General features: G+C 61.5%; 18 protein-coding genes. 10 read left to right on the forward strand and 8 right to left on the reverse strand.

The window, feature by feature from the left end:
• Positions 1-18: 18 nt before the first annotated feature.
• The 4 genes from folE (at position 19) to H7995_RS15705 (ending at position 1689) form a co-directional block, all read left to right on the forward strand.
• Positions 19-579 carry a GTP cyclohydrolase I FolE gene (folE, locus tag H7995_RS15690; protein WP_166588736.1) on the forward strand — a complete coding sequence of 187 codons (561 nt, stop codon included), beginning with the start codon at positions 19-21 and terminating at the stop codon, positions 577-579.
• 2 nt (positions 580-581) lie between these two features.
• Positions 582-962 (forward strand): dihydroneopterin triphosphate 2'-epimerase, encoded by a 381-nt coding sequence (folX, locus tag H7995_RS15695; protein WP_166588737.1) that lies wholly within the window; start codon positions 582-584, stop codon positions 960-962.
• Between the two features lie 99 nt (positions 963-1061).
• A complete protein-coding gene (locus tag H7995_RS15700) occupies positions 1062-1358 on the forward strand; it encodes a DUF1244 domain-containing protein (RefSeq protein WP_166588738.1) in 297 nt (98 codons plus the stop codon).
• A complete protein-coding gene (locus H7995_RS15705; protein ID WP_185818583.1) occupies positions 1351-1689 on the forward strand; it encodes a HopJ type III effector protein in 339 nt (112 codons plus the stop codon). The genes H7995_RS15700 and H7995_RS15705 overlap by 8 nt, the downstream gene beginning before the upstream one ends.
• Before the next feature lie 69 nt (positions 1690-1758).
• On the opposite strand, the gene trxB is transcribed toward H7995_RS15705, so the two are convergent.
• Positions 1759-2715 (reverse strand): thioredoxin-disulfide reductase, encoded by a 957-nt coding sequence (gene trxB / locus H7995_RS15710; protein ID WP_185818584.1) that lies wholly within the window; start codon positions 2713-2715, stop codon positions 1759-1761.
• 313 nt (positions 2716-3028) lie between these two features.
• On the opposite strand from trxB, the gene cysZ reads away from it, so the two are divergent.
• Positions 3029-3784 carry a sulfate transporter CysZ gene (gene cysZ, locus H7995_RS15715; RefSeq protein WP_166588740.1) on the forward strand — a complete coding sequence of 252 codons (756 nt, stop codon included), beginning with the start codon at positions 3029-3031 and terminating at the stop codon, positions 3782-3784.
• Between the two features lie 40 nt (positions 3785-3824).
• Positions 3825-5048, forward strand: a complete 1224-nt coding sequence (locus H7995_RS15720) for a glycosyltransferase family 4 protein (RefSeq protein WP_166588741.1) — start codon at positions 3825-3827, stop codon at positions 5046-5048.
• On the opposite strand, the gene H7995_RS15725 is transcribed toward H7995_RS15720, so the two are convergent.
• The 3 genes from H7995_RS15725 to H7995_RS15735 all read right to left on the reverse strand — a co-directional run bounded on the left by H7995_RS15725 (position 5017) and on the right by H7995_RS15735 (position 7454).
• Positions 5017-6120 (reverse strand): NADH:flavin oxidoreductase, encoded by a 1104-nt coding sequence (locus H7995_RS15725; protein ID WP_185818585.1) that lies wholly within the window; start codon positions 6118-6120, stop codon positions 5017-5019. The genes H7995_RS15720 and H7995_RS15725 overlap by 32 nt on opposite strands.
• 233 nt (positions 6121-6353) lie before the next feature.
• A complete protein-coding gene (locus H7995_RS15730; protein ID WP_166588743.1) occupies positions 6354-6836 on the reverse strand; it encodes a glutathione peroxidase in 483 nt (160 codons plus the stop codon).
• 132 nt (positions 6837-6968) lie between these two features.
• A complete protein-coding gene (locus H7995_RS15735; protein WP_166588744.1) occupies positions 6969-7454 on the reverse strand; it encodes an FKBP-type peptidyl-prolyl cis-trans isomerase in 486 nt (161 codons plus the stop codon).
• On the opposite strand from H7995_RS15735, the gene H7995_RS15740 reads away from it, so the two are divergent.
• Genes H7995_RS15740 through H7995_RS15750 form a run of 3 tightly spaced genes read left to right on the forward strand, consistent with a single transcriptional unit; the run spans position 7423 to position 10824 of the window.
• Positions 7423-7761: a DUF3565 domain-containing protein gene (locus H7995_RS15740; RefSeq protein ID WP_166588745.1), complete on the forward strand. Its 339-nt coding sequence runs from the start codon at positions 7423-7425 to the stop codon at positions 7759-7761. The two genes, H7995_RS15735 and H7995_RS15740, sit on opposite strands and share 32 nt — an antisense overlap.
• Positions 7762-7821: 60 nt before the next feature.
• Positions 7822-9921: a phosphate acetyltransferase gene (gene pta, locus H7995_RS15745; RefSeq protein ID WP_166588746.1), complete on the forward strand. Its 2100-nt coding sequence runs from the start codon at positions 7822-7824 to the stop codon at positions 9919-9921.
• Positions 9922-10824, forward strand: coding sequence for an acyltransferase (locus tag H7995_RS15750; protein WP_182343538.1), 903 nt, complete (start codon positions 9922-9924; stop codon positions 10822-10824).
• A 183-nt stretch (positions 10825-11007) separates the two neighbouring features.
• Here the strand turns inward: H7995_RS15750 and cysN are convergent, their stop codons facing one another.
• The 3 genes from cysN to H7995_RS15765 form a co-directional block, all read right to left on the reverse strand.
• Complete coding sequence (cysN, locus tag H7995_RS15755; RefSeq protein WP_166588747.1) at positions 11008-12906, reverse strand: sulfate adenylyltransferase subunit CysN; 1899 nt, start codon at positions 12904-12906, stop codon at positions 11008-11010.
• 9 nt (positions 12907-12915) lie between these two features.
• A complete protein-coding gene (gene cysD, locus H7995_RS15760; protein WP_185818586.1) occupies positions 12916-13833 on the reverse strand; it encodes a sulfate adenylyltransferase subunit CysD in 918 nt (305 codons plus the stop codon).
• A 133-nt stretch (positions 13834-13966) separates the two neighbouring features.
• Entirely contained in the window at positions 13967-14725 is a 759-nt protein-coding gene (locus H7995_RS15765; RefSeq protein WP_166588748.1) for a Nif3-like dinuclear metal center hexameric protein, read from the reverse strand.
• A 102-nt stretch (positions 14726-14827) separates the two neighbouring features.
• On the opposite strand from H7995_RS15765, the gene algW reads away from it, so the two are divergent.
• Positions 14828-15985 (forward strand): Do family serine endopeptidase AlgW, encoded by a 1158-nt coding sequence (algW, locus tag H7995_RS15770; protein WP_182343536.1) that lies wholly within the window; start codon positions 14828-14830, stop codon positions 15983-15985.
• A gap of 58 nt (positions 15986-16043) precedes the next feature.
• Here algW and hisC read toward each other — a convergent pair whose 3' ends face one another.
• Positions 16044-17096 (reverse strand): histidinol-phosphate transaminase, encoded by a 1053-nt coding sequence (gene hisC, locus H7995_RS15775; protein ID WP_166588750.1) that lies wholly within the window; start codon positions 17094-17096, stop codon positions 16044-16046.

Below are 17096 nucleotides of genomic sequence, written 5' to 3' on the forward strand. Positions count from 1 at the left end.
CCCCCGCGAGGATGTACCATGCCATTGTCCCTGCCCCAGAATTACCGCGAGATCCTCATCGGCCTGGGCGAAGACCCCGACCGCGAAGGCCTGCTCGATACCCCGGCCCGCGCGGCCAAGGCCATGCAGTACCTGTGTCATGGTTACGCGCAAAGCGTCGAGGAGATCGTCAACGGCGCCTTGTTTGCCTCTGACAACGATGAAATGGTGATCGTCGACAACATCGAACTGTACTCACTCTGCGAACATCACCTGCTGCCCTTCATCGGCAAGGCACATGTGGCTTATATTCCTACCGGCAAGGTGCTGGGCCTGTCGAAGATCGCCAGGATCGTCGACATGTTTGCCCGGCGCCTGCAGATCCAGGAGAGCCTCACCCGGCAGATCGCCGACGCTGTGCAGCGCGTGACGGGGGCTGCCGGCGTTGCGGTGGTGATCGAGGCCCGGCACATGTGCATGATGATGCGCGGCGTGGAAAAACAGAATTCGACCATGAACACCTCGGTCATGCTCGGCGCCTTCCGCGACTCGAGCAACACCCGCCAGGAGTTCCTGCAATTGATTGGACGGAGCAAGTAGCAATGCCACAACTTCAACCAGGAATGGCCCGCATCCGGGTCAAGGACCTGTGCCTGCGGACCTTCATCGGCATCAATGAAGACGAAATCCTCAACAAGCAGGACGTGCTGATCAACCTGACGATCCTCTACGCCGCGCAGGAAGCGGTGCGCGATAACGACATCGATCACGCGCTCAACTATCGCACCATTACCAAGGCGATCATCGCGCACGTGGAGGGCAATCGTTTTGCTCTGCTCGAACGCATGACCCAGGAATTGCTGGACCTGGTGATGGCCAACCAGAGCGTGCTGTACGCCGAGGTCGAAGTCGACAAACCCCACGCCCTGCGGTTCGCCGAGTCGGTGTCGATTACGCTCGCAGCCAGTCGGGCGACTGCGTAGTCGCTACAAGCACCCGGCGCCACGCTGTAAACTGGCAGCCACCGCCATCCAACTTGCAGCTTGAAGCGTGCCGCTTGAAGCTGTCTCGCAGAGACCGCCATGACCGAACAACAACGCCTGGAACTCGAAGCCGCCGCCTTTCGCCGGCTGGTTGCCCACCTGGACAGCCGCAAAGACGTGCAGAACATCGACCTGATGAACCTCTCGGGCTTCTGCCGTAACTGCCTGTCCAAGTGGTACAAGGCCGCGGCCGACGAACGCCAGATCGACGTCAGCCTCGATGACGCCCGCGAAGTGGTCTACGGCATGCCGTATGCCGAATGGAAAGCCCACTATCAGCAAGAAGCCAGCGCCGAGCAGCAAGCGGCGTTCGCCAAAGGAAAAACCCATGACTGACCTGAACACCCTGCGCGCCAGCCTCAAGACCGGTGAACATGCATTTGCCGACACCCTGGCCTTCATCGGCGCGAACTACGACTACCAGCCGCAAGCCTTCAACAACGGCGGCGTGGAAAACGCCGCCGGGCAGAACGAAGGCTCGTGCAAGACCCTGGGCCTGGCCTTGCTGGAAGGCTTGAGCGATGAAGAAGCCCTGCTGGCATTCGGTGAGCATTACCGTGCCGTGCTGAACACCCCTGAAGGCAGTGACCACGGCAACATCCGTGCGCTGATGGTGCATGGTTTGGCGGGAGTTGAGCTTTCAGCACAGCCGCTGACTCGGCGCTGACGGCAGCGCTGGAGCTTTTTCAGCGCTACAAAAAAACCGGCCGAAGCCGGTTTTTTCATGCCCGAAGAATCAAGCGTTCTTCAGGTTGTCCAGGTAACGCTCTGCGTCCAGTGCGGCCATGCAGCCGGCGCCGGCGGAGGTGATGGCCTGGCGGTAGACGTGGTCGGCCACGTCACCGGCGGCAAAGATACCTTCGATGCTGGTGGCAGTAGCGTTGCCGTCACGGCCGCCCTGCACAACCATGTAGCCATCCTTGAGGATCAACTGGCCTTCGAACAGCGAGGTGTTCGGGGTGTGGCCGATGGCGATGAACACGCCGTCGACTTTCAACTCGTCGAAGCTGCCGTCGTTGTTCTTCAGGCGCGCACCGGTCACGCCCATGTTGTCACCCAGCACTTCGTCCAGGTTGGCGTTCAACTTGAGGATGATCTTGCCTTCGGCCACACGGGCGTTCAGCTTGTCGATCAGGATCTTCTCGGCGCGGAAGGTCTCGCGACGGTGAACCAGGGTGACGGTGCTGGCGATGTTGGCCAGGTACAGGGCTTCTTCCACAGCGGTGTTACCGCCGCCAACCACTGCGACCGGCTTGTTGCGATAGAAGAAACCGTCGCAGGTGGCACAGGCCGAAACGCCCTTGCCCATGAATGCCTCTTCCGACGGCAGGCCCAGGTAACGCGCACTGGCGCCGGTGGCGATGATCAGCGCGTCACAGGTGTAAGTGCCGCTGTCGCCCGTCAGGGTGTAAGGCTTGGCAGCGAAGTCGACGGCATTGATGTGGTCGAACACGATTTCGGTCTCGAAACGCTCGGCGTGCTCTTTCATACGCTCCATCAGCGCCGGGCCGGTCAGGCCATGAACGTCGCCTGGCCAGTTGTCGACTTCGGTGGTGGTGGTCAGTTGACCGCCAGCCTGCATGCCGGTGATCAGCAGCGGCTTGAGGTTGGCACGGGCGGCATAGACCGCGGCGCTGTAACCGGCAGGGCCGGAACCGAGAATAATCACTCGCGAATGACGTACATCAGACATGACTCACTCCTATCGACCGGCCGGTATGACCTGGCGCGGGTGCCGGATTGCCGGCTGGAATAAAAAAGGACCGTGCCAGCACTTGGGGAAGTGCATCGCGGGACAGCCCTGAAAAATAATGGGTGCAGCGTATCGAGGAGGCGAAGATTAAGGAAATACCGTTTAACAATCCAGCTCATAGGCAGTCTCTATCTCCAAGCGGCCGATTTAACGGCGCCTTTGTTACAGTTAATGTCGATCCGCTTGCCACGCTTTCGCCTGTGGGGCAAAGCCGGTAAGGTCGGCGCGTTTTCCCCCTTGCTCGGAGCACCTTATGCCCGCCCCCGTTCTGTCCGGCCCGCAATACCTGCGCGAAGGCCTGAAGCTGGTCTTGAGTCCCAGCCTGCGTTTGTTCGTGCTGCTGCCGCTGGCCATCAACCTGGTGCTGTTCGTCGGCTTGATCTACCTGGCTGGCCACCAATTCAGCCTGTGGGTCGACACCCTGATGCCGTCGCTGCCCGACTGGCTGAGCTTCCTCAGTTATGTGCTCTGGCCGATGTTCGTGGTGTTGGTGGCGCTGATGGTGTTTTTCTCCTTCACCCTGCTGGCCAACGTGATCGCAGCACCCTTCAATGGCTTCCTTGCCGAGAAAGTCGAAGTGGTGGTCCGCGGTACCGACGACTTCCCGGCCTTCAGTTGGGGCGAGTTGATGGCCATGGTCCCACGGACCCTGGCCCGGGAAATGCGCAAGCTGGGGTACTTCCTGCCCCGGGCGCTGGCACTGTTCATCCTGTCGTTCATTCCGGTGGTCAACCTGATCGCCGCACCGCTGTGGTTGATCTTCGGGGTGTGGATGATGGCGATCCAGTACATCGACTACCCGGCGGACAACCACAAGCTGGGCTGGAACGAGATGCTCGCCTGGCTGCGGGAAAAACGCTGGCAGAGCATGAGTTTCGGCGGGATCGTCTATCTGGCGCTGCTGATTCCGGTGGTGAACATCCTGATGATGCCGGCCGCGGTGGCAGGGGCGACCCTGTTCTGGGTCCGTGAGCGCGGCGCGGAAAACCTGGTCACTCGCCAGGGCTGAGCCGGTCATCAATTCATCATCACCCTGACACAATGACGACATGACCCCCACTGACACTGGGGTCATGACGACAACACTGCACATCACCCTGATCACCGAAACCTTCCCTCCGGAAATCAACGGCGTGGCCAATACCCTGGGCCGCCTGTGTGATGGCCTGCGCGCCCGTGGACATCAGGTCGAGCTGGTGCGCCCGCGCCAGGATGGCGATCAGGCCCTGGCCAGCGACGACGCCCTGCTGCTCTGCCGGGGCTGGCCGCTGCCGGGGTATCCGGGGTTGCAGTGGGGTCAGTCGTCGATGCACAAATTGCTCAGGCGCTGGAAACGCCAGCGCCCGGACGTGCTGTACATCGCCACCGAGGGCCCGCTGGGCCTGTCGGCCCTGCGCGCGGCACGGCGCCTGGGGATCTCGGTAGTGAGCGGTTTTCATACCAATTTCCAGCAATACACCAGTCAGTACGGCCTCGGTTTGCTGACCCGGATGCTGACGCATTACCTGCGCTGGTTTCACAACCGTTCGGCGCTGACACTGGTGCCGAGCGTCAGCCAGCAACTGGAGTTGGAGCGCCGGCATTTCGAGCGTCTGGCGCTGTTGTCCCGGGGGGTCGACAGCCAGTTGTTTCACCCAACCAAGCGGCTCAATGCCTTGCGTGAGCAATGGGGCCTGGCCGAGGGGGACATTGCGGTCATTCACGTCGGGCGGCTCGCACCCGAGAAAAACCTTGGCCTGCTCAAACGCTGTTTCGAACAGCTGTGCAGCACTTATCCACAGCGCAATCTGAAACTGATAGTGGTCGGCGACGGGCCGCAACGCGCGGCACTGGAAAAGGATCTGCCGCAGGCGATTTTCTGTGGCTCACAGCGCGGTGAGGCCTTGGCGGCGCACTATGCGTGCGGTGATGTGTTTGTGTTTCCGAGCCTGACCGAAACCTTCGGCAATGTGGTGCTGGAAGCCCTGGCCTCTGGGCTGGGCGTAGTGGCCTATGACCAGGCCGCGGCGGCGCAGCATATTCGCCATGGTTACAACGGAGTGTTGGCGATGCCAGGCGATGAAGAGGCGTTCTGCGATGCGGCAGCGTGGTTGCTGGAGGAAGATGAAACCCTGCGCTGCGTGCGTCTGAATGCGCGGCAGCACGCCAGCCGCCAGGGCTGGGCGGCGATCATCGAGCAGTTTGAAGAGCAATTGCGCGGGGCCTGTCAGGTCCCCGCGTCAGAGAAGGTTGCGGTGGCGCTTAAACCAGCGTCATCAATGCTTCGCGACTGAACGGCAGGATCTCGCCTTCACGGCCATCCCGGACTTTCTGCGCCCAGTCCGGGTCGACCAGCAACGCACGCCCCACCGCCACCAGATCGAATTCATCGTTGTTCAGGCGTTCCAGCAGGTTTTCCAGGCTGGCCGGCTGCGCCACTTTGTCGGTGTTGACCATAAATTGCAGGAACTCACCGTCCAGGCCCACGCTGCCCACGGTGATGGTCGGTTTGCCGGTCAGCACGCGAGTCCAGCCGGCCAGGTTGAGGTCGGAACCGTCAAACTCCGGCTCCCAGAAACGTCGTGTCGAGCAATGGAAAATGTCCACACCCGCGTCGGACAACGGCTTGAGGAACGCCCCCAGCGCCTCGGGCGTCTGCACCAGGCGTGCGGTGTAATCCTGCTGCTTCCACTGGGAGAAACGGAAGATGATCGGGAAACCTTGGCCGACCGCTGCCCGCACTGCCTGGATCAACTCAATGGCAAACCGCGAGCGATTGGCCAGGCTACCGCCGTAGTGATCGGTACGCTGGTTGCTGGTCTCCCAGAAGAACTGGTCCACCAGGTAGCCGTGGGCGCCGTGGATTTCCACGCCGTCCATGCCAATGCTCTGCGCGTCCTTGGCGGCCTGGGCGAAGGCGGCGATCACTTCCTGGATATCCTGCTCGGTCATGCCGTGCACCACGACCTGGCCGTCCTTGAGTTTTTCCGATGGACCATAGCCCGGAACACTGACGTCCGGCTCGGTGCCGATGCGCCGCACGCTACCCACGTGCCACAACTGCGGAACGATCTTGCCGCCTTCGGCATGCACCGCGTCCACGACCTTTTTCCAGCCGGCCAAGGCCGCTTCACCATAGAACTGCGGAACGTTCGGGTAACCGTTGGCCGCCTTGTGGCCTACCGTGGTGCCCTCGGTGATGATCAGGCCCACGCCCGCCGCCGCGCGACGGCGGTAGTACTCGATGACTTTGGAGTTAGGCACACCGCCTGGGGAAAACGAACGGGTCATGGGGGCCATGACCACGCGGGTCGGCAGTTCAAGGGTGCCGAGCTGGAACGGTTTGAACAAGGCTTGTACAGGCATGCGGCACTCCACAGGGATGCGAGGTTTATGACGGGGATAATATGGAGTGAGCATCGTGTTGAACAGCACTATTGATTGCAGTGATTAAGGACCAAAAGATAGGAAATATTGTAGGAGCGAGCTCGCTCGCGATGGACTGGAGAACGCCGCGCCGTATCAGGCTCGCAGCGTTATCGTTGACGACCATCGCGAGCAAGCCGCAAGCGGGCACTCGCTCCTACAGGGGGGAGATATCAGCTCAGCGCTTTTTCGATAGCCTGGACGACCGCAGGATCATCCGGTGCCGTACGCGGCGAGAAACGCGCCAGCACACGACCGTCCTTGCCCAGCAGGAATTTTTCGAAGTTCCAGGTGATGTCGCCAGGAAACTCCGCACCCTCGCCCGCCAACAGACGGTACAACTGATGGCGCTCATGGCCGTTGACTTCCAGCTTGCTGGACAACGGAAAGCTCACGCCGTAGTTGAGGCTGCAAAATGCCTTGATCTCGTCGGCAGTGCCCGGCTCCTGGCCAGCAAACTGGTTGCAAGGCAACCCCAGCACGCTGAAGCCCTGGTCTTTGTACTGCTGGTAGAGGTTTTCCAGGGCGGCATACTGTGGGGTCAAACCACACTTGGAGGCCACGTTGACCACCAGTACGACACGCCCTTTGAAGGGCGCCAGCGGAAGCGCCTGGCCGTCCAACGCTTTTAAAGTAAGGTCGTGAAAAGCACTCATGATGAACTCCAGATATCCCGTGTTTTTCTCGAAACGCCCTTCAACCGCACTCTCGCCCGGCGCCCTTTAACCGGCGCCGACTAAAAAGGCGCCCAAAGGCGCCTCTCCAGATACCTGAGCTTAGCGCAGAAATCAGTGGTGATGACCACCTTCGCCATGGACGTGACCATGGGCGACTTCTTCCTCGCTGGCGTCACGGATGGCGATGATCTTCACCTGGAAGTTCAGGCGCTGGCCAGCCAACGGGTGGTTGCCGTCAACGGTCACGTCGTCGCCGTCCAGGTCACGGATGGTCACGATCTGCATTTGGCCGTCTGGCGCGGAAGCGTGGAACTGCATGCCCACTTCCAGTTCGTCGACGCCTTCGAACATGCTGCGGCTCAGGGTGCTGACCAGTTCGGCGGCGTATTCGCCGTAAGCGTCTTCAGGTTCAACAGCTACGGTCAGTTCGTCGCCGACAGCTTTACCTTCCAGGGCTTTTTCCAGGCCTGGAATGATGTTACCTGCGCCTTGCAGGTAGACCAGCGGCGCGCCGCCGGCGGAGCTGTCGATGACCTCACCAGCGTCGTTGGTCAGGGTATAGTCGATGGAGACAGCCTTATTGGCGGCGATCAGCATGGGGCGAGACCTTTTGCAGAAGAATAAAGAATGGACAAGTTTAGCGAAGCAAACGCCCGAAAGCGAACGGAACCCGGACCAACGGCCCGCTTCGAAGGCTTCGATCATCACCGGTTTCCATCAGGACCAGGATGGGCACTGGGTGGCCGAGCTGTCCTGTGGCCATACCCAGCACCTGCGCCACCAGCCTCCCTGGCAATCCCGGGCCTGGGTCCTGGACCCATTGCAGCGCCAGGAAAAAATAGGCCAGCCCTTTGATTGCGGTTGGTGCGCTCAAGGCCCGGTTAGCGATAACCTTGGCGTCTGAAATTTCGGTAGGAGGCCAGTCATAGGCCTTCACCTTGCCATGCACCTCTAGAGAATCCGCATGCAAACTTTTTTTATCGCACCCACCGATTTTGGTGTGGGCCTGACTTCCATCAGCCTCGGGCTGGTGCGCACCCTGGAACGTGCAGGGTTGAAAGTCGGCTTCTTCAAACCGATTGCCCAACCGCACCCCGGTGATACCGGACCGGAACGCTCCACCGAACTGGTGGCCCGCACCCATGGCCTGAAACCACCCCAGCCACTGGGCCTGGCCCATGTCGAGCGGATGCTCGGCGACGGCCAACTGGACGAGTTGCTGGAAGAAATCATCACCCTGTACCAGCAAGCCGCCATCGGCAAGGACGTGCTGATCGTCGAAGGCATGGTGCCGACCCGCAGTGCCAGCTATGCCGCCCGGGTCAACCTGCACCTGGCCAAAAGCCTGGACGCCGAGGTGATCCTGGTCTCGGCGCCGGAAAACGAAGTGCTCACCGAACTGTCCGGGCGCGTCGAGTTGCAGGCACAACTGTTCGGCGGCCCGAAAGACCCGAAAGTCCTCGGTGTGATCCTCAACAAGGTCAAGACCGAGGAAAGCATGGAGGCCTTCGCCGCGCGCCTGAAAGAACACTCGCCGTTGCTGCGCAGCGGTGACTTCAGGCTGCTTGGCTGCATCCCGTTCCAGCCGGAACTCAATGCCCCGCGCACCCGCGATGTGGCTGACCTGATGGGTGCGCAAGTGCTCAATGCCGGCGACTTCGAAACCCGGCGCATGACCAAGATCATCATTTGCGCACGGACCATGCGCAACACCGTGGAGCTGCTCAAGCCCGGCGTGCTGGTGGTGACCCCGGGAGATCGCGACGACATCATCCTGGCCGTCAGCCTGGCGGCGATGAACGGCGTCCCCCTGGCCGGCCTGCTGCTGACCAGTGACACCCTGCCCGACCCGCGCATCATGGACCTGTGCCGCGGGGCGTTGCAGGCCGGCTTGCCGGTGCTGTCGGTGAGCACCGGCTCCTACGACACCGCCAACCAGTTGAACGGCCTGAACAAGGAAATCCCGATCGACGACCGCGAACGCGCGGAAATCATCACCGACTTCGTCGCCAGCCACCTGGACGCCAACTGGCTGCACCAGCGCTGCGGTACGCCGCGAGAAATGCGCCTGTCGCCCGCGGTGTTCCGCTACCAGTTGATCCAGCGCGCCCAGGCGGCCAACAAGCGCATCGTCCTGCCCGAGGGCAGCGAGCCCTTGACCGTGCAAGCGGCGGCCATCTGTCAGGCGCGCGGCATTGCCCGTTGCGTGTTGCTGGCCAAACCGGCGGACGTCGAGGCGGTGGCGCGTGCCCAGGGCATCGAGTTGCCCCCAGGCCTGGAGATTCTCGACCCGGACCTGATCCGCGACCGCTATGTCGAACCGATGGTTGCCCTGCGCAAGACCAAGAGCCTCAATGCGCCGATGGCCGAGCAGCAACTGGAAGACACCGTGGTGATTGGCACCATGATGCTGGCACTGGACGAGGTCGACGGGCTGGTGTCCGGGGTCATTCACTCCACCGCCAATACCATTCGCCCCGCCCTGCAACTGATTAAAACCGCACCGGGCTGCACCCTGGTGTCCTCGGTGTTCTTCATGCTGTTTCCAGAGGAAGTACTGGTCTACGGCGACTGCATCATGAACCCGCACCCCAGCGCCAGCGAGCTGGCGGAAATCGCCCTGCAAAGCGCCGACTCCGCCGCCGCCTTCGGCATCACGCCACGGGTGGCGATGCTCAGCTACTCCAGCGGCGACTCGGCCAGCGGCGAAGAAGTGGAGAAGGTGCGCGAGGCCACGCTCCTGGCCCACGAAGCGCAAAACTCGCTGCTGATCGACGGACCGCTGCAGTATGACGCCGCCGCCAACGAAGCGGTCGCCCGGCAACTGGCACCCAACAGCCAGGTGGCCGGGCGTGCCACGGTGTTCATTTTCCCCGACCTCAACAGTGGCAACACCACCCACAAGGCCGTGCAGCGCAGTGCCGATTGCGTCAGCCTCGGGCCGATGCTGCAAGGCCTGCGCAAACCGGTGAACGATTTGCCGCGCGGTGCGCAGGTCGACGACATCGTCTACACCATTGCCCTGACCGCGATTCAGGCCGCCAACCGACCGATGGATCTCTAAATGCTGGATTTTCTCCCTGGCGCCGTGCGTGGCGTGATCGCCGCGCTGCTACTGGCACTCAACACCCTGTTGTTGTGTTCGTTCCTGTTCTGCGTGGCGATCTTCAAGGTCTTGCCGTTCGCCCTCACCCAGCGCTTCACCGCCTGGCTGATGAACCACACCCATGAGGCCTGGATCAGCAACAACAAGGCCTGGATGCAGTTGGTCTGCCGTACCCGCTGGCACCTCAGTGGCCTTGAAGGCCTGGACTACCAGCACTCGTACCTGATCACCAGCAATCACCAGAGCTGGGTCGACATCATGGTCCTGCAGTACCTGTTGAACCGGAAAATCCGCCCGCTGAAGTTTTTCCTCAAGCAGGAGCTGATCTGGGTCCCGGTGATTGGTCTGGCCTGGTGGGCCCTGGGCTTCCCGTTCATGAAGCGCTATTCCAAGGCCTACCTGGAAAAGCACCCGGAGAAGAAAGGCAAGGACCTGGAAACCACCCGCAAGACCTGTGCGAAGTTTCGCAACAATCCGGTGGGCATGTTCAACTTCGCCGAGGGTACGCGCTTCACCGAGGCCAAGCACAAACAGCAGCAGTCGCCGTTCCGCTACCTGCTCAAGCCCAAGGCCGGCGGGATTGCCTTTGTGCTGGATGCCATGGGCGAACAACTGCAGTCGATCGTCAATGTGACCATTCACTACCCCGCCGGGCGCCCGGGTTTCTGGGACCTGCTGTGTGGCAATGTGAAGGAGGTGGTGGTGCACTTCCAGGAGTTGCCGATCCCGCCGCAATTCATCGGCAAGAACTACGAGCAGGATGGCGAGTACCGCCTGCAGTTCCAGGGCTGGATCAATCAGCTGTGGGAAGACAAGGATGCGTTGCTGGAGCAGATGCATCGGGCGTATCCAGCGAAGTAAAAAGGCGTCTGTTCCGACCTCATCGCTGGCAAGCCAGCTCCCACGGTGATTTTCAGTGGGTACAGGTGTTGTGTACGACCGCGAAACCTGTGGGAGCTGGCTTGCCAGCGAAGGCGATTTTGAAGACACAAAAAAACCCGCCGATGATCACTCATCGGCGGGTTTCTTTTTACTGGCTAACGCTTAGATCGCACCGCGGCTACGCAGCAGATCCAGCACCTGCTTGACGCTGTCTTCCAGCGACAGCGCCTGGGTGTCGACCACCAGGTCGGCGTCCAGCGGCACGTCGTACGGGAAGGACTCGCCCGGGATGTTGTCCCCGGCCGCCGCGTACAGGCCTTGCGGGTCACGTTCGGCACAGACTGCCGGCGAGGCCTGGACGTAGACCGTCAGCAGGCGGTCCTTGCCAATCAGGTCCTTGGCCTGCTCGCGACCTTCGGAACTCGGCGCAACGAACGCTGCCAGGGTCAGCAGACCGGCTTCGTTGAACTGACGCGCCACATGCGCGGCACGACGCCAGTTCTCGGTACGTCCGGCGCGATCCTGTGGCAGACCTTTGTTGAGGTCGTGACGCAGGTTCTGGCCGTCGAGGACAAACACCGCACGCCCCATGTCGAACAGCTTGCGCTCGACCGCATAGGCCAGGGTGCTCTTGCCGGCGCCCGACAGGCCGCTGAACAACACGGTGGCCGGTTGCTGGCCGAAGCGCTGAGCGCGCTCTTCGGTAGCGACGTGCGCCAGTTTGCCGTGATGGGTACTGGTGCCATGCGCCAAAGGCTGGGCGACGATCATGCCGGCACCGACGGTGCCATTGGTCAGGCGGTCGATGATGATGAAGGCGCCGGTGGTGCGGTTGCTTTCGTAACCGTCGAGGGCGATCGGCGCATCGAGCGCGATCCTGACCTTGCCGATTTCGTTCAGCTGCAACGCACTGGCCGGGCCTTCTTCCAGGGTGTTGACGTCGACCTTGTTGACGATACTGGCAATGGAGCCCGGCACGTAGCTGGTGGCGCGCTTGATGTCGTACTTCTTGCCTGGCAGCATCGGCTCTTCAGCCATCCACACCAGCATGGCTTCGAAGCTGTCGGTCACCGGCGGCACGTTGTCGGCATGTACCAACAGGTCGCCACGGGAGATGTCGATCTCGTCTTCCATGGTCAGGGTCACTGCCTGGCCAGGACCGGCGTGCTCCAGCTCACCTTCGAAGGTGACGATGGATTTGACGCGGCTGCTCTTGCCCGAAGGCAGGACCACGATTTCGTCGCCTTTCTTGACGATGCCGCTGGCCAGGGTGCCGGCGAAACCGCGGAAGTTCAGGTTGGGACGGTTGACGTACTGCACCGGGAAACGCAGGTCGGTGAAGTTGCGGTCGCCCGCCACTTCCACGGTCTCGAGGATTTCCATCAGCGACTGACCGGTGTACCACGGCGAGCGCTCGGACTTGTTCACCACGTTGTCGCCCTTGAGGGCCGACATCGGCACGAAGTGCATGCTGGTGGGCTTCATCTTCAAGCCTTCGGCGAACTGCAGGTAGTCGGCCTTGATCGACTCGAACACGCCCTGGTCGAAGTCCTTGAGGTCCATCTTGTTGATGGCCACGACGATGTGCTTGATGCCCAGCAACGAGGCGATGAAGCTGTGGCGACGGGTCTGGGTCTGCACGCCGTAGCGGGCATCGACCAGGATGATCGCCAGGTCACAGGTGGACGCACCGGTGGCCATGTTGCGGGTGTACTGCTCATGGCCCGGGGTATCGGCAATGATGAATTTGCGTTTGGCGGTGGAGAAATAGCGATACGCGACATCGATGGTGATGCCCTGTTCACGCTCGGCCTGCAGGCCGTCGACCAGCAGTGCCAGGTCGATATCGTCGCCGGTGGTGCCGACTTTTTTCGAGTCGCGGGTAATGGCTTCCAGATGGTCTTCGTAGATCATCTTGGAGTCGTGCAGCAGGCGCCCGATCAGGGTGCTCTTGCCGTCGTCGACGTTACCGCAGGTCAAAAAGCGCAGCAGCTCTTTACGCTCGTGCTGGCCCAGGTAGGCGAGGATGTCCTCGCTGATCAAATCAGATTGATGCGACATGACAGCCCCTTAGAAATAACCTTGACGTTTTTTGTCTTCCATCGAGCCGGCGCCATCGTGGTCGATGACACGGCCCTGGCGCTCGGAAGTTCGCGTCAGGAGCATTTCCTGAATGATGTCCGTGAGGCTTTCGGCCTCGGACTCCACCGCGCCCGTCAACGGGTAGCAACCAAGGGTACGGAAACGCACTTTCTTTTTGACGATGTGGGCTTTGTCTTCATCGCTCAGGTGTTCGAGGATGCGCTCGTCGTCGATCATGATCAGCGTGCCATTCTTCTCGATCACTTCGCGCTCGGCGGCGAAGTACAGCGGCACGATCGGGATGCCTTCGAGGTAGATGTACTGCCAGATGTCCAGCTCGGTCCAGTTCGACAGCGGGAAGACGCGGATCGACTCGCCCTTGTTGACCTTGCCGTTGTAGACGTTCCACAGCTCGGGGCGCTGGTTTTTCGGATCCCAGCGGTGCTTGCTGTCGCGGAACGAGTACACGCGCTCCTTGGCGCGGGACTTCTCTTCATCGCGGCGCGCACCACCGAAGGCGGCGTCGAAACCATGCTTGTCCAACGCCTGTTTCAGGCCTTCGGTCTTCATGATGTCGGTGTGCTTGGCGCTGCCGTGGGTGAACGGGTTGATGCCCTGCGCAACGCCGTCCGGGTTGACGTGGGTGATCAGGTCCAGGCCCAGTTCGGCGACCATCTTGTCGCGGAAGCTGTACATCTCCTGGAATTTCCACTGGGTGTCGACGTGCATCACCGGAAACGGCAGCTTGCCCGGGAAGAACGCCTTGCGTGCCAGGTGCAGCATCACGGCGGAGTCTTTACCGATGGAGTACAGCATCACCGGGTTATCGAACTCGGCGGCCACCTCGCGGATGATGTGGATGCTTTCCGCCTCCAGCTGTTTCAGATGCGTCAGTTTGTCGACCATGGCTACTCACGAAAACTTTCTTATGAACGGCCACCGGGCCGTGTTCGAGCGGGGATCCTAGCACAGCGTCCCCTTCTAATCAGGACGCCAACTAGATCGAAAGGGTATATCAATATACCTGCCTGTTTGGCTGTTAAATGGGGTTGGGGCAGTCGATGAAGATGTGCTCCAGGGCAAACCGGCGCGCCAGGTATTCCCCCAGCGCCTGCACGCCGTAGCGCTCGGTGGCGTGGTGACCGGCGGCGATGAAGCTGATGCCGTTTTCCCGGGCGCTGTGGAAAGTCTGCTCCGACGCTTCACCGCTCAGGTACAGGTCGACGCCGGCCTGCACGGCCTGGTCGATATAGCCCTGCCCGCCCCCGGTGCACCAGCCGACTCGCCGGATCATCTGCTCGCCTTCGATCAACAGCGGCTCGCGGCCCATGACCTGCTGCACGTGGCGGGCAAAGTCGCGGGCGGTCATGGGTTCGGCGAGAGAGCCGACCAGGCCGACCACCTTGGCATTGTCCGGGTCCAGCGGACCCTCTACGGTAATCTCCAGCTGCCGGGCCAGTTGCACGTTGTTGCCCACATCCGGATGCAGGTCCAGCGGCAGGTGATAGGCCAGCAGGCTGATGTCGTGTTTGAGCAGGGTCTTGAGCCGGCGCTGCTTCATGCCGGTGATGCACGGGCTTTCGCCCTTCCAGAAGTAGCCATGGTGGACCAGGATCAGGTCGGCGCTGGCTTCGACGGCGGCATCGAGCAAGGCCTGGCTGGCAGTGACGCCGCTGACGATACGCATGACTTGGGGCCGCCCCTCGACCTGCAGGCCATTGGGGCAATAATCGGCAATCCGCGAACTGCCAAGGTAACGATCCGCTTCTGCTACCAGGGTGCTCAGGGCAACGGCCATAAAAGACTCCTAAATATCCCGTTCAGAGGCACGCGCGGCCTCGTATAATGCGCGACATTATGGGCCGTCGTTGGCCCCTCGTAACCTCCCAGGATTTGTTCAATGCTCAAGGGTCTGCGTTTTTTTGGCTGGCCGCTATTGGCCGGCGTGCTGATTGCGTTGCTGATTATCCAGCGTTACCCACAATGGGTCGGTCTTCCGAACCTGGATGTGAACCTGCAGCAGGCCCCGCAAACCACTCTGACGCAACAGGGCCCGGTGTCCTACGCGGACGCGGTCGTCATCGCCGCCCCCGCGGTGGTCAACCTCTACACCACCAAAGTGGTCAACAAGACCAGCCACCCGCTGTTCGAAGACCCACAGTTCCGACGCTTCTTCGGCGATAACGCGCCCAAGCAGAAGCGAATGGAATCGAGCCTCGGCTCGGGCGTGATCATGAGTTCGCAAGGCTATTTGCTGACCAACAACCACGTCACCTCCGGCGCCGACCAGATCGTGGTCGCGCTCAAGGACGGTCGCGAAACCCTGGCCCGGGTGATTGGCAGTGACCCGGAAACCGACCTGGCGGTACTCAAGATCGACCTGAAGAACCTGCCGTCGATTACCGTCGGCCGCTCGGAAAGCATTCGTGTCGGTGACGTGGCCCTGGCCATCGGCAACCCGTTCGGCGTCGGCCAGACCGTGACCATGGGCATCATCAGCGCCACCGGGCGCAACCAGTTGGGCCTGAACAACTACGAAGACTTCATCCAGACCGACGCCGCGATCAACCCCGGCAACTCCGGTGGCGCACTGGTGGACGCCAACGGCAACCTGACGGGCATCAACACGGCGATCTTCTCCAAGTCCGGCGGTTCCCAGGGCATCGGCTTCGCCATTCCGATCAAGCTGGCCATGGAGGTGATGAAGTCGATCATCGAGCACGGCCAGGTGATTCGTGGCTGGCTGGGCATTGAAGTGCAACCCTTGAGCCAGGAACTGGCGGAGTCGTTTGGTCTGTCCGGGCGTCCGGGCATCGTGGTGGCGGGAATTTTCCGTGACGGCCCGGCGCAGAAAGCCGGCCTGCAGCTGGGGGATGTGATCCTGAGCATCGACGGTGAGCCGGCTGGCGACGGCCGGCGCTCGATGAACCAGGTGGCGCGCATCAAGCCCACCGACAAGGTCAGCATCCAGGTGATCCGCAATGGCAAGGAGCTCACGCTGACCGCAGAGATCGGCCTGCGCCCGCCTCCTGCACCGATAGTCAAAGAGCAAGAGTAACGCCTGATGTAAACCTCGGTGGGAGCGAGCGCTCGCTCCCACCGAGGGCTGCGTTGCTTTAGAGGTCGCCCAAACCGTCGATCAACGCCTGGTTTTGCTCCGGCGTGCCGATGGAGATGCGCAGGAACTGGGCAATCCGTTCCTGCTTGAAGTGCCGGACAATCACCCCTTGCTCACGCAACTTCGCCGCCAACCCGGCCGCATCGTGCTGCGGGTGACGGGCGAAGATGAAGTTGGCTGCCGACGGCAGGACCTCAAAGCCTTTTTCCTGCAACTGCGCGACCACCTGCTCGCGGCTGTCGATGACCAACTGGCAAGTCCTGGTGAAATACTCCCGATCCTCGAACGCCGCCGCTGCCCCGACAATCGCCAGGCGATCCAACGGGTAGGAGTTGAAGCTGTTCTTGATCCGCTCCAACGCTTCGATCAGGTCCGGATGACCGACGGCCAGGCCGACCCGCAAGCCGGCCAGCGAGCGCGACTTGGACAGGGTCTGGGTCACCAGCAGGTTCGGATAGCGATCCACCAGGCTGATCGCCGTCTCACCGCCGAAGTCGATGTAGGCCTCATCCACCACCACCACGGAATCCGGGCTGGCCTTGAGGATCTGCTCGACAGCGTCCAGGGGCAACAGGCAGCCGGTTGGCGCGTTCGGGTTGGGGAAAATGATCCCGCCGTTCGGCCGCGCGTAGTGCGCCGGGTTGATCTGGAACTGCTCGTCCAGAGGCACTGCGTCGAACGTGATGCCATACAGGCCGCAGTAGACCGGATAGAAGCTGTAGCTGATGTCCGGGAACAACAGCGGCTTATCGTGCTGCAGCAGGCCGTGAAAGATGTGGGCCAGGACTTCGTCGGAACCGTTGCCGAGGAACACCTGATTGCCTTGCACGCCGTAGTAGCTGGCCACCGCCTGCTTGAGCAGGTCGCTGTTGGGGTCCGGGTACAGGCGCAGGTTGTCGTTGAGCTCGACCTGCATGGCGGCCAGCGCCTTGGGCGATGGGCCGTAGGGGTTTTCGTTGGTGTTGAGCTTGACCAGCTTGGTCAGCTTCGGCTGTTCGCCCGGAACGTAGGGCACCAGGTCCTTGACGAACGCACTCCAGAATTTACTCAT

The organism is Pseudomonas kielensis, from assembly GCF_014236655.1.
GTDB classification, from domain to species: Bacteria; Pseudomonadota; Gammaproteobacteria; order Pseudomonadales; family Pseudomonadaceae; genus Aquipseudomonas; species Aquipseudomonas kielensis.

What these genes read in the sequence shown, in the direction of transcription:
- folE (WP_166588736.1), top strand. Translation starts at nt 19, where the DNA reads ATGCCATTGTCCCTGCCCCAGAATTACCGCGAGATCCTCATCGGCCTG.
- folX (WP_166588737.1), top strand. Translation starts at nt 582, where the DNA reads ATGCCACAACTTCAACCAGGAATGGCCCGCATCCGGGTCAAGGACCTG.
- H7995_RS15700 (WP_166588738.1), top strand. Translation starts at nt 1,062, where the DNA reads ATGACCGAACAACAACGCCTGGAACTCGAAGCCGCCGCCTTTCGCCGG.
- H7995_RS15705 (WP_185818583.1), top strand. Translation starts at nt 1,351, where the DNA reads ATGACTGACCTGAACACCCTGCGCGCCAGCCTCAAGACCGGTGAACAT.
- trxB (WP_185818584.1), bottom strand. Translation starts at nt 2,715, where the DNA reads ATGTCTGATGTACGTCATTCGCGAGTGATTATTCTCGGTTCCGGCCCT.
- cysZ (WP_166588740.1), top strand. Translation starts at nt 3,029, where the DNA reads ATGCCCGCCCCCGTTCTGTCCGGCCCGCAATACCTGCGCGAAGGCCTG.
- H7995_RS15720 (WP_166588741.1), top strand. Translation starts at nt 3,825, where the DNA reads ATGACCCCCACTGACACTGGGGTCATGACGACAACACTGCACATCACC.
- H7995_RS15725 (WP_185818585.1), bottom strand. Translation starts at nt 6,120, where the DNA reads ATGCCTGTACAAGCCTTGTTCAAACCGTTCCAGCTCGGCACCCTTGAA.
- H7995_RS15730 (WP_166588743.1), bottom strand. Translation starts at nt 6,836, where the DNA reads ATGAGTGCTTTTCACGACCTTACTTTAAAAGCGTTGGACGGCCAGGCG.
- H7995_RS15740 (WP_166588745.1), top strand. Translation starts at nt 7,423, where the DNA reads ATGGAGACAGCCTTATTGGCGGCGATCAGCATGGGGCGAGACCTTTTG.
- H7995_RS15735 (WP_166588744.1), bottom strand. Translation starts at nt 7,454, where the DNA reads ATGCTGATCGCCGCCAATAAGGCTGTCTCCATCGACTATACCCTGACC.
- pta (WP_166588746.1), top strand. Translation starts at nt 7,822, where the DNA reads ATGCAAACTTTTTTTATCGCACCCACCGATTTTGGTGTGGGCCTGACT.
- H7995_RS15750 (WP_182343538.1), top strand. Translation starts at nt 9,922, where the DNA reads ATGCTGGATTTTCTCCCTGGCGCCGTGCGTGGCGTGATCGCCGCGCTG.
- cysN (WP_166588747.1), bottom strand. Translation starts at nt 12,906, where the DNA reads ATGTCGCATCAATCTGATTTGATCAGCGAGGACATCCTCGCCTACCTG.
- cysD (WP_185818586.1), bottom strand. Translation starts at nt 13,833, where the DNA reads ATGGTCGACAAACTGACGCATCTGAAACAGCTGGAGGCGGAAAGCATC.
- H7995_RS15765 (WP_166588748.1), bottom strand. Translation starts at nt 14,725, where the DNA reads ATGGCCGTTGCCCTGAGCACCCTGGTAGCAGAAGCGGATCGTTACCTT.
- algW (WP_182343536.1), top strand. Translation starts at nt 14,828, where the DNA reads ATGCTCAAGGGTCTGCGTTTTTTTGGCTGGCCGCTATTGGCCGGCGTG.
- hisC (WP_166588750.1), bottom strand. Translation starts at nt 17,096, where the DNA reads ATGAGTAAATTCTGGAGTGCGTTCGTCAAGGACCTGGTGCCCTACGTT.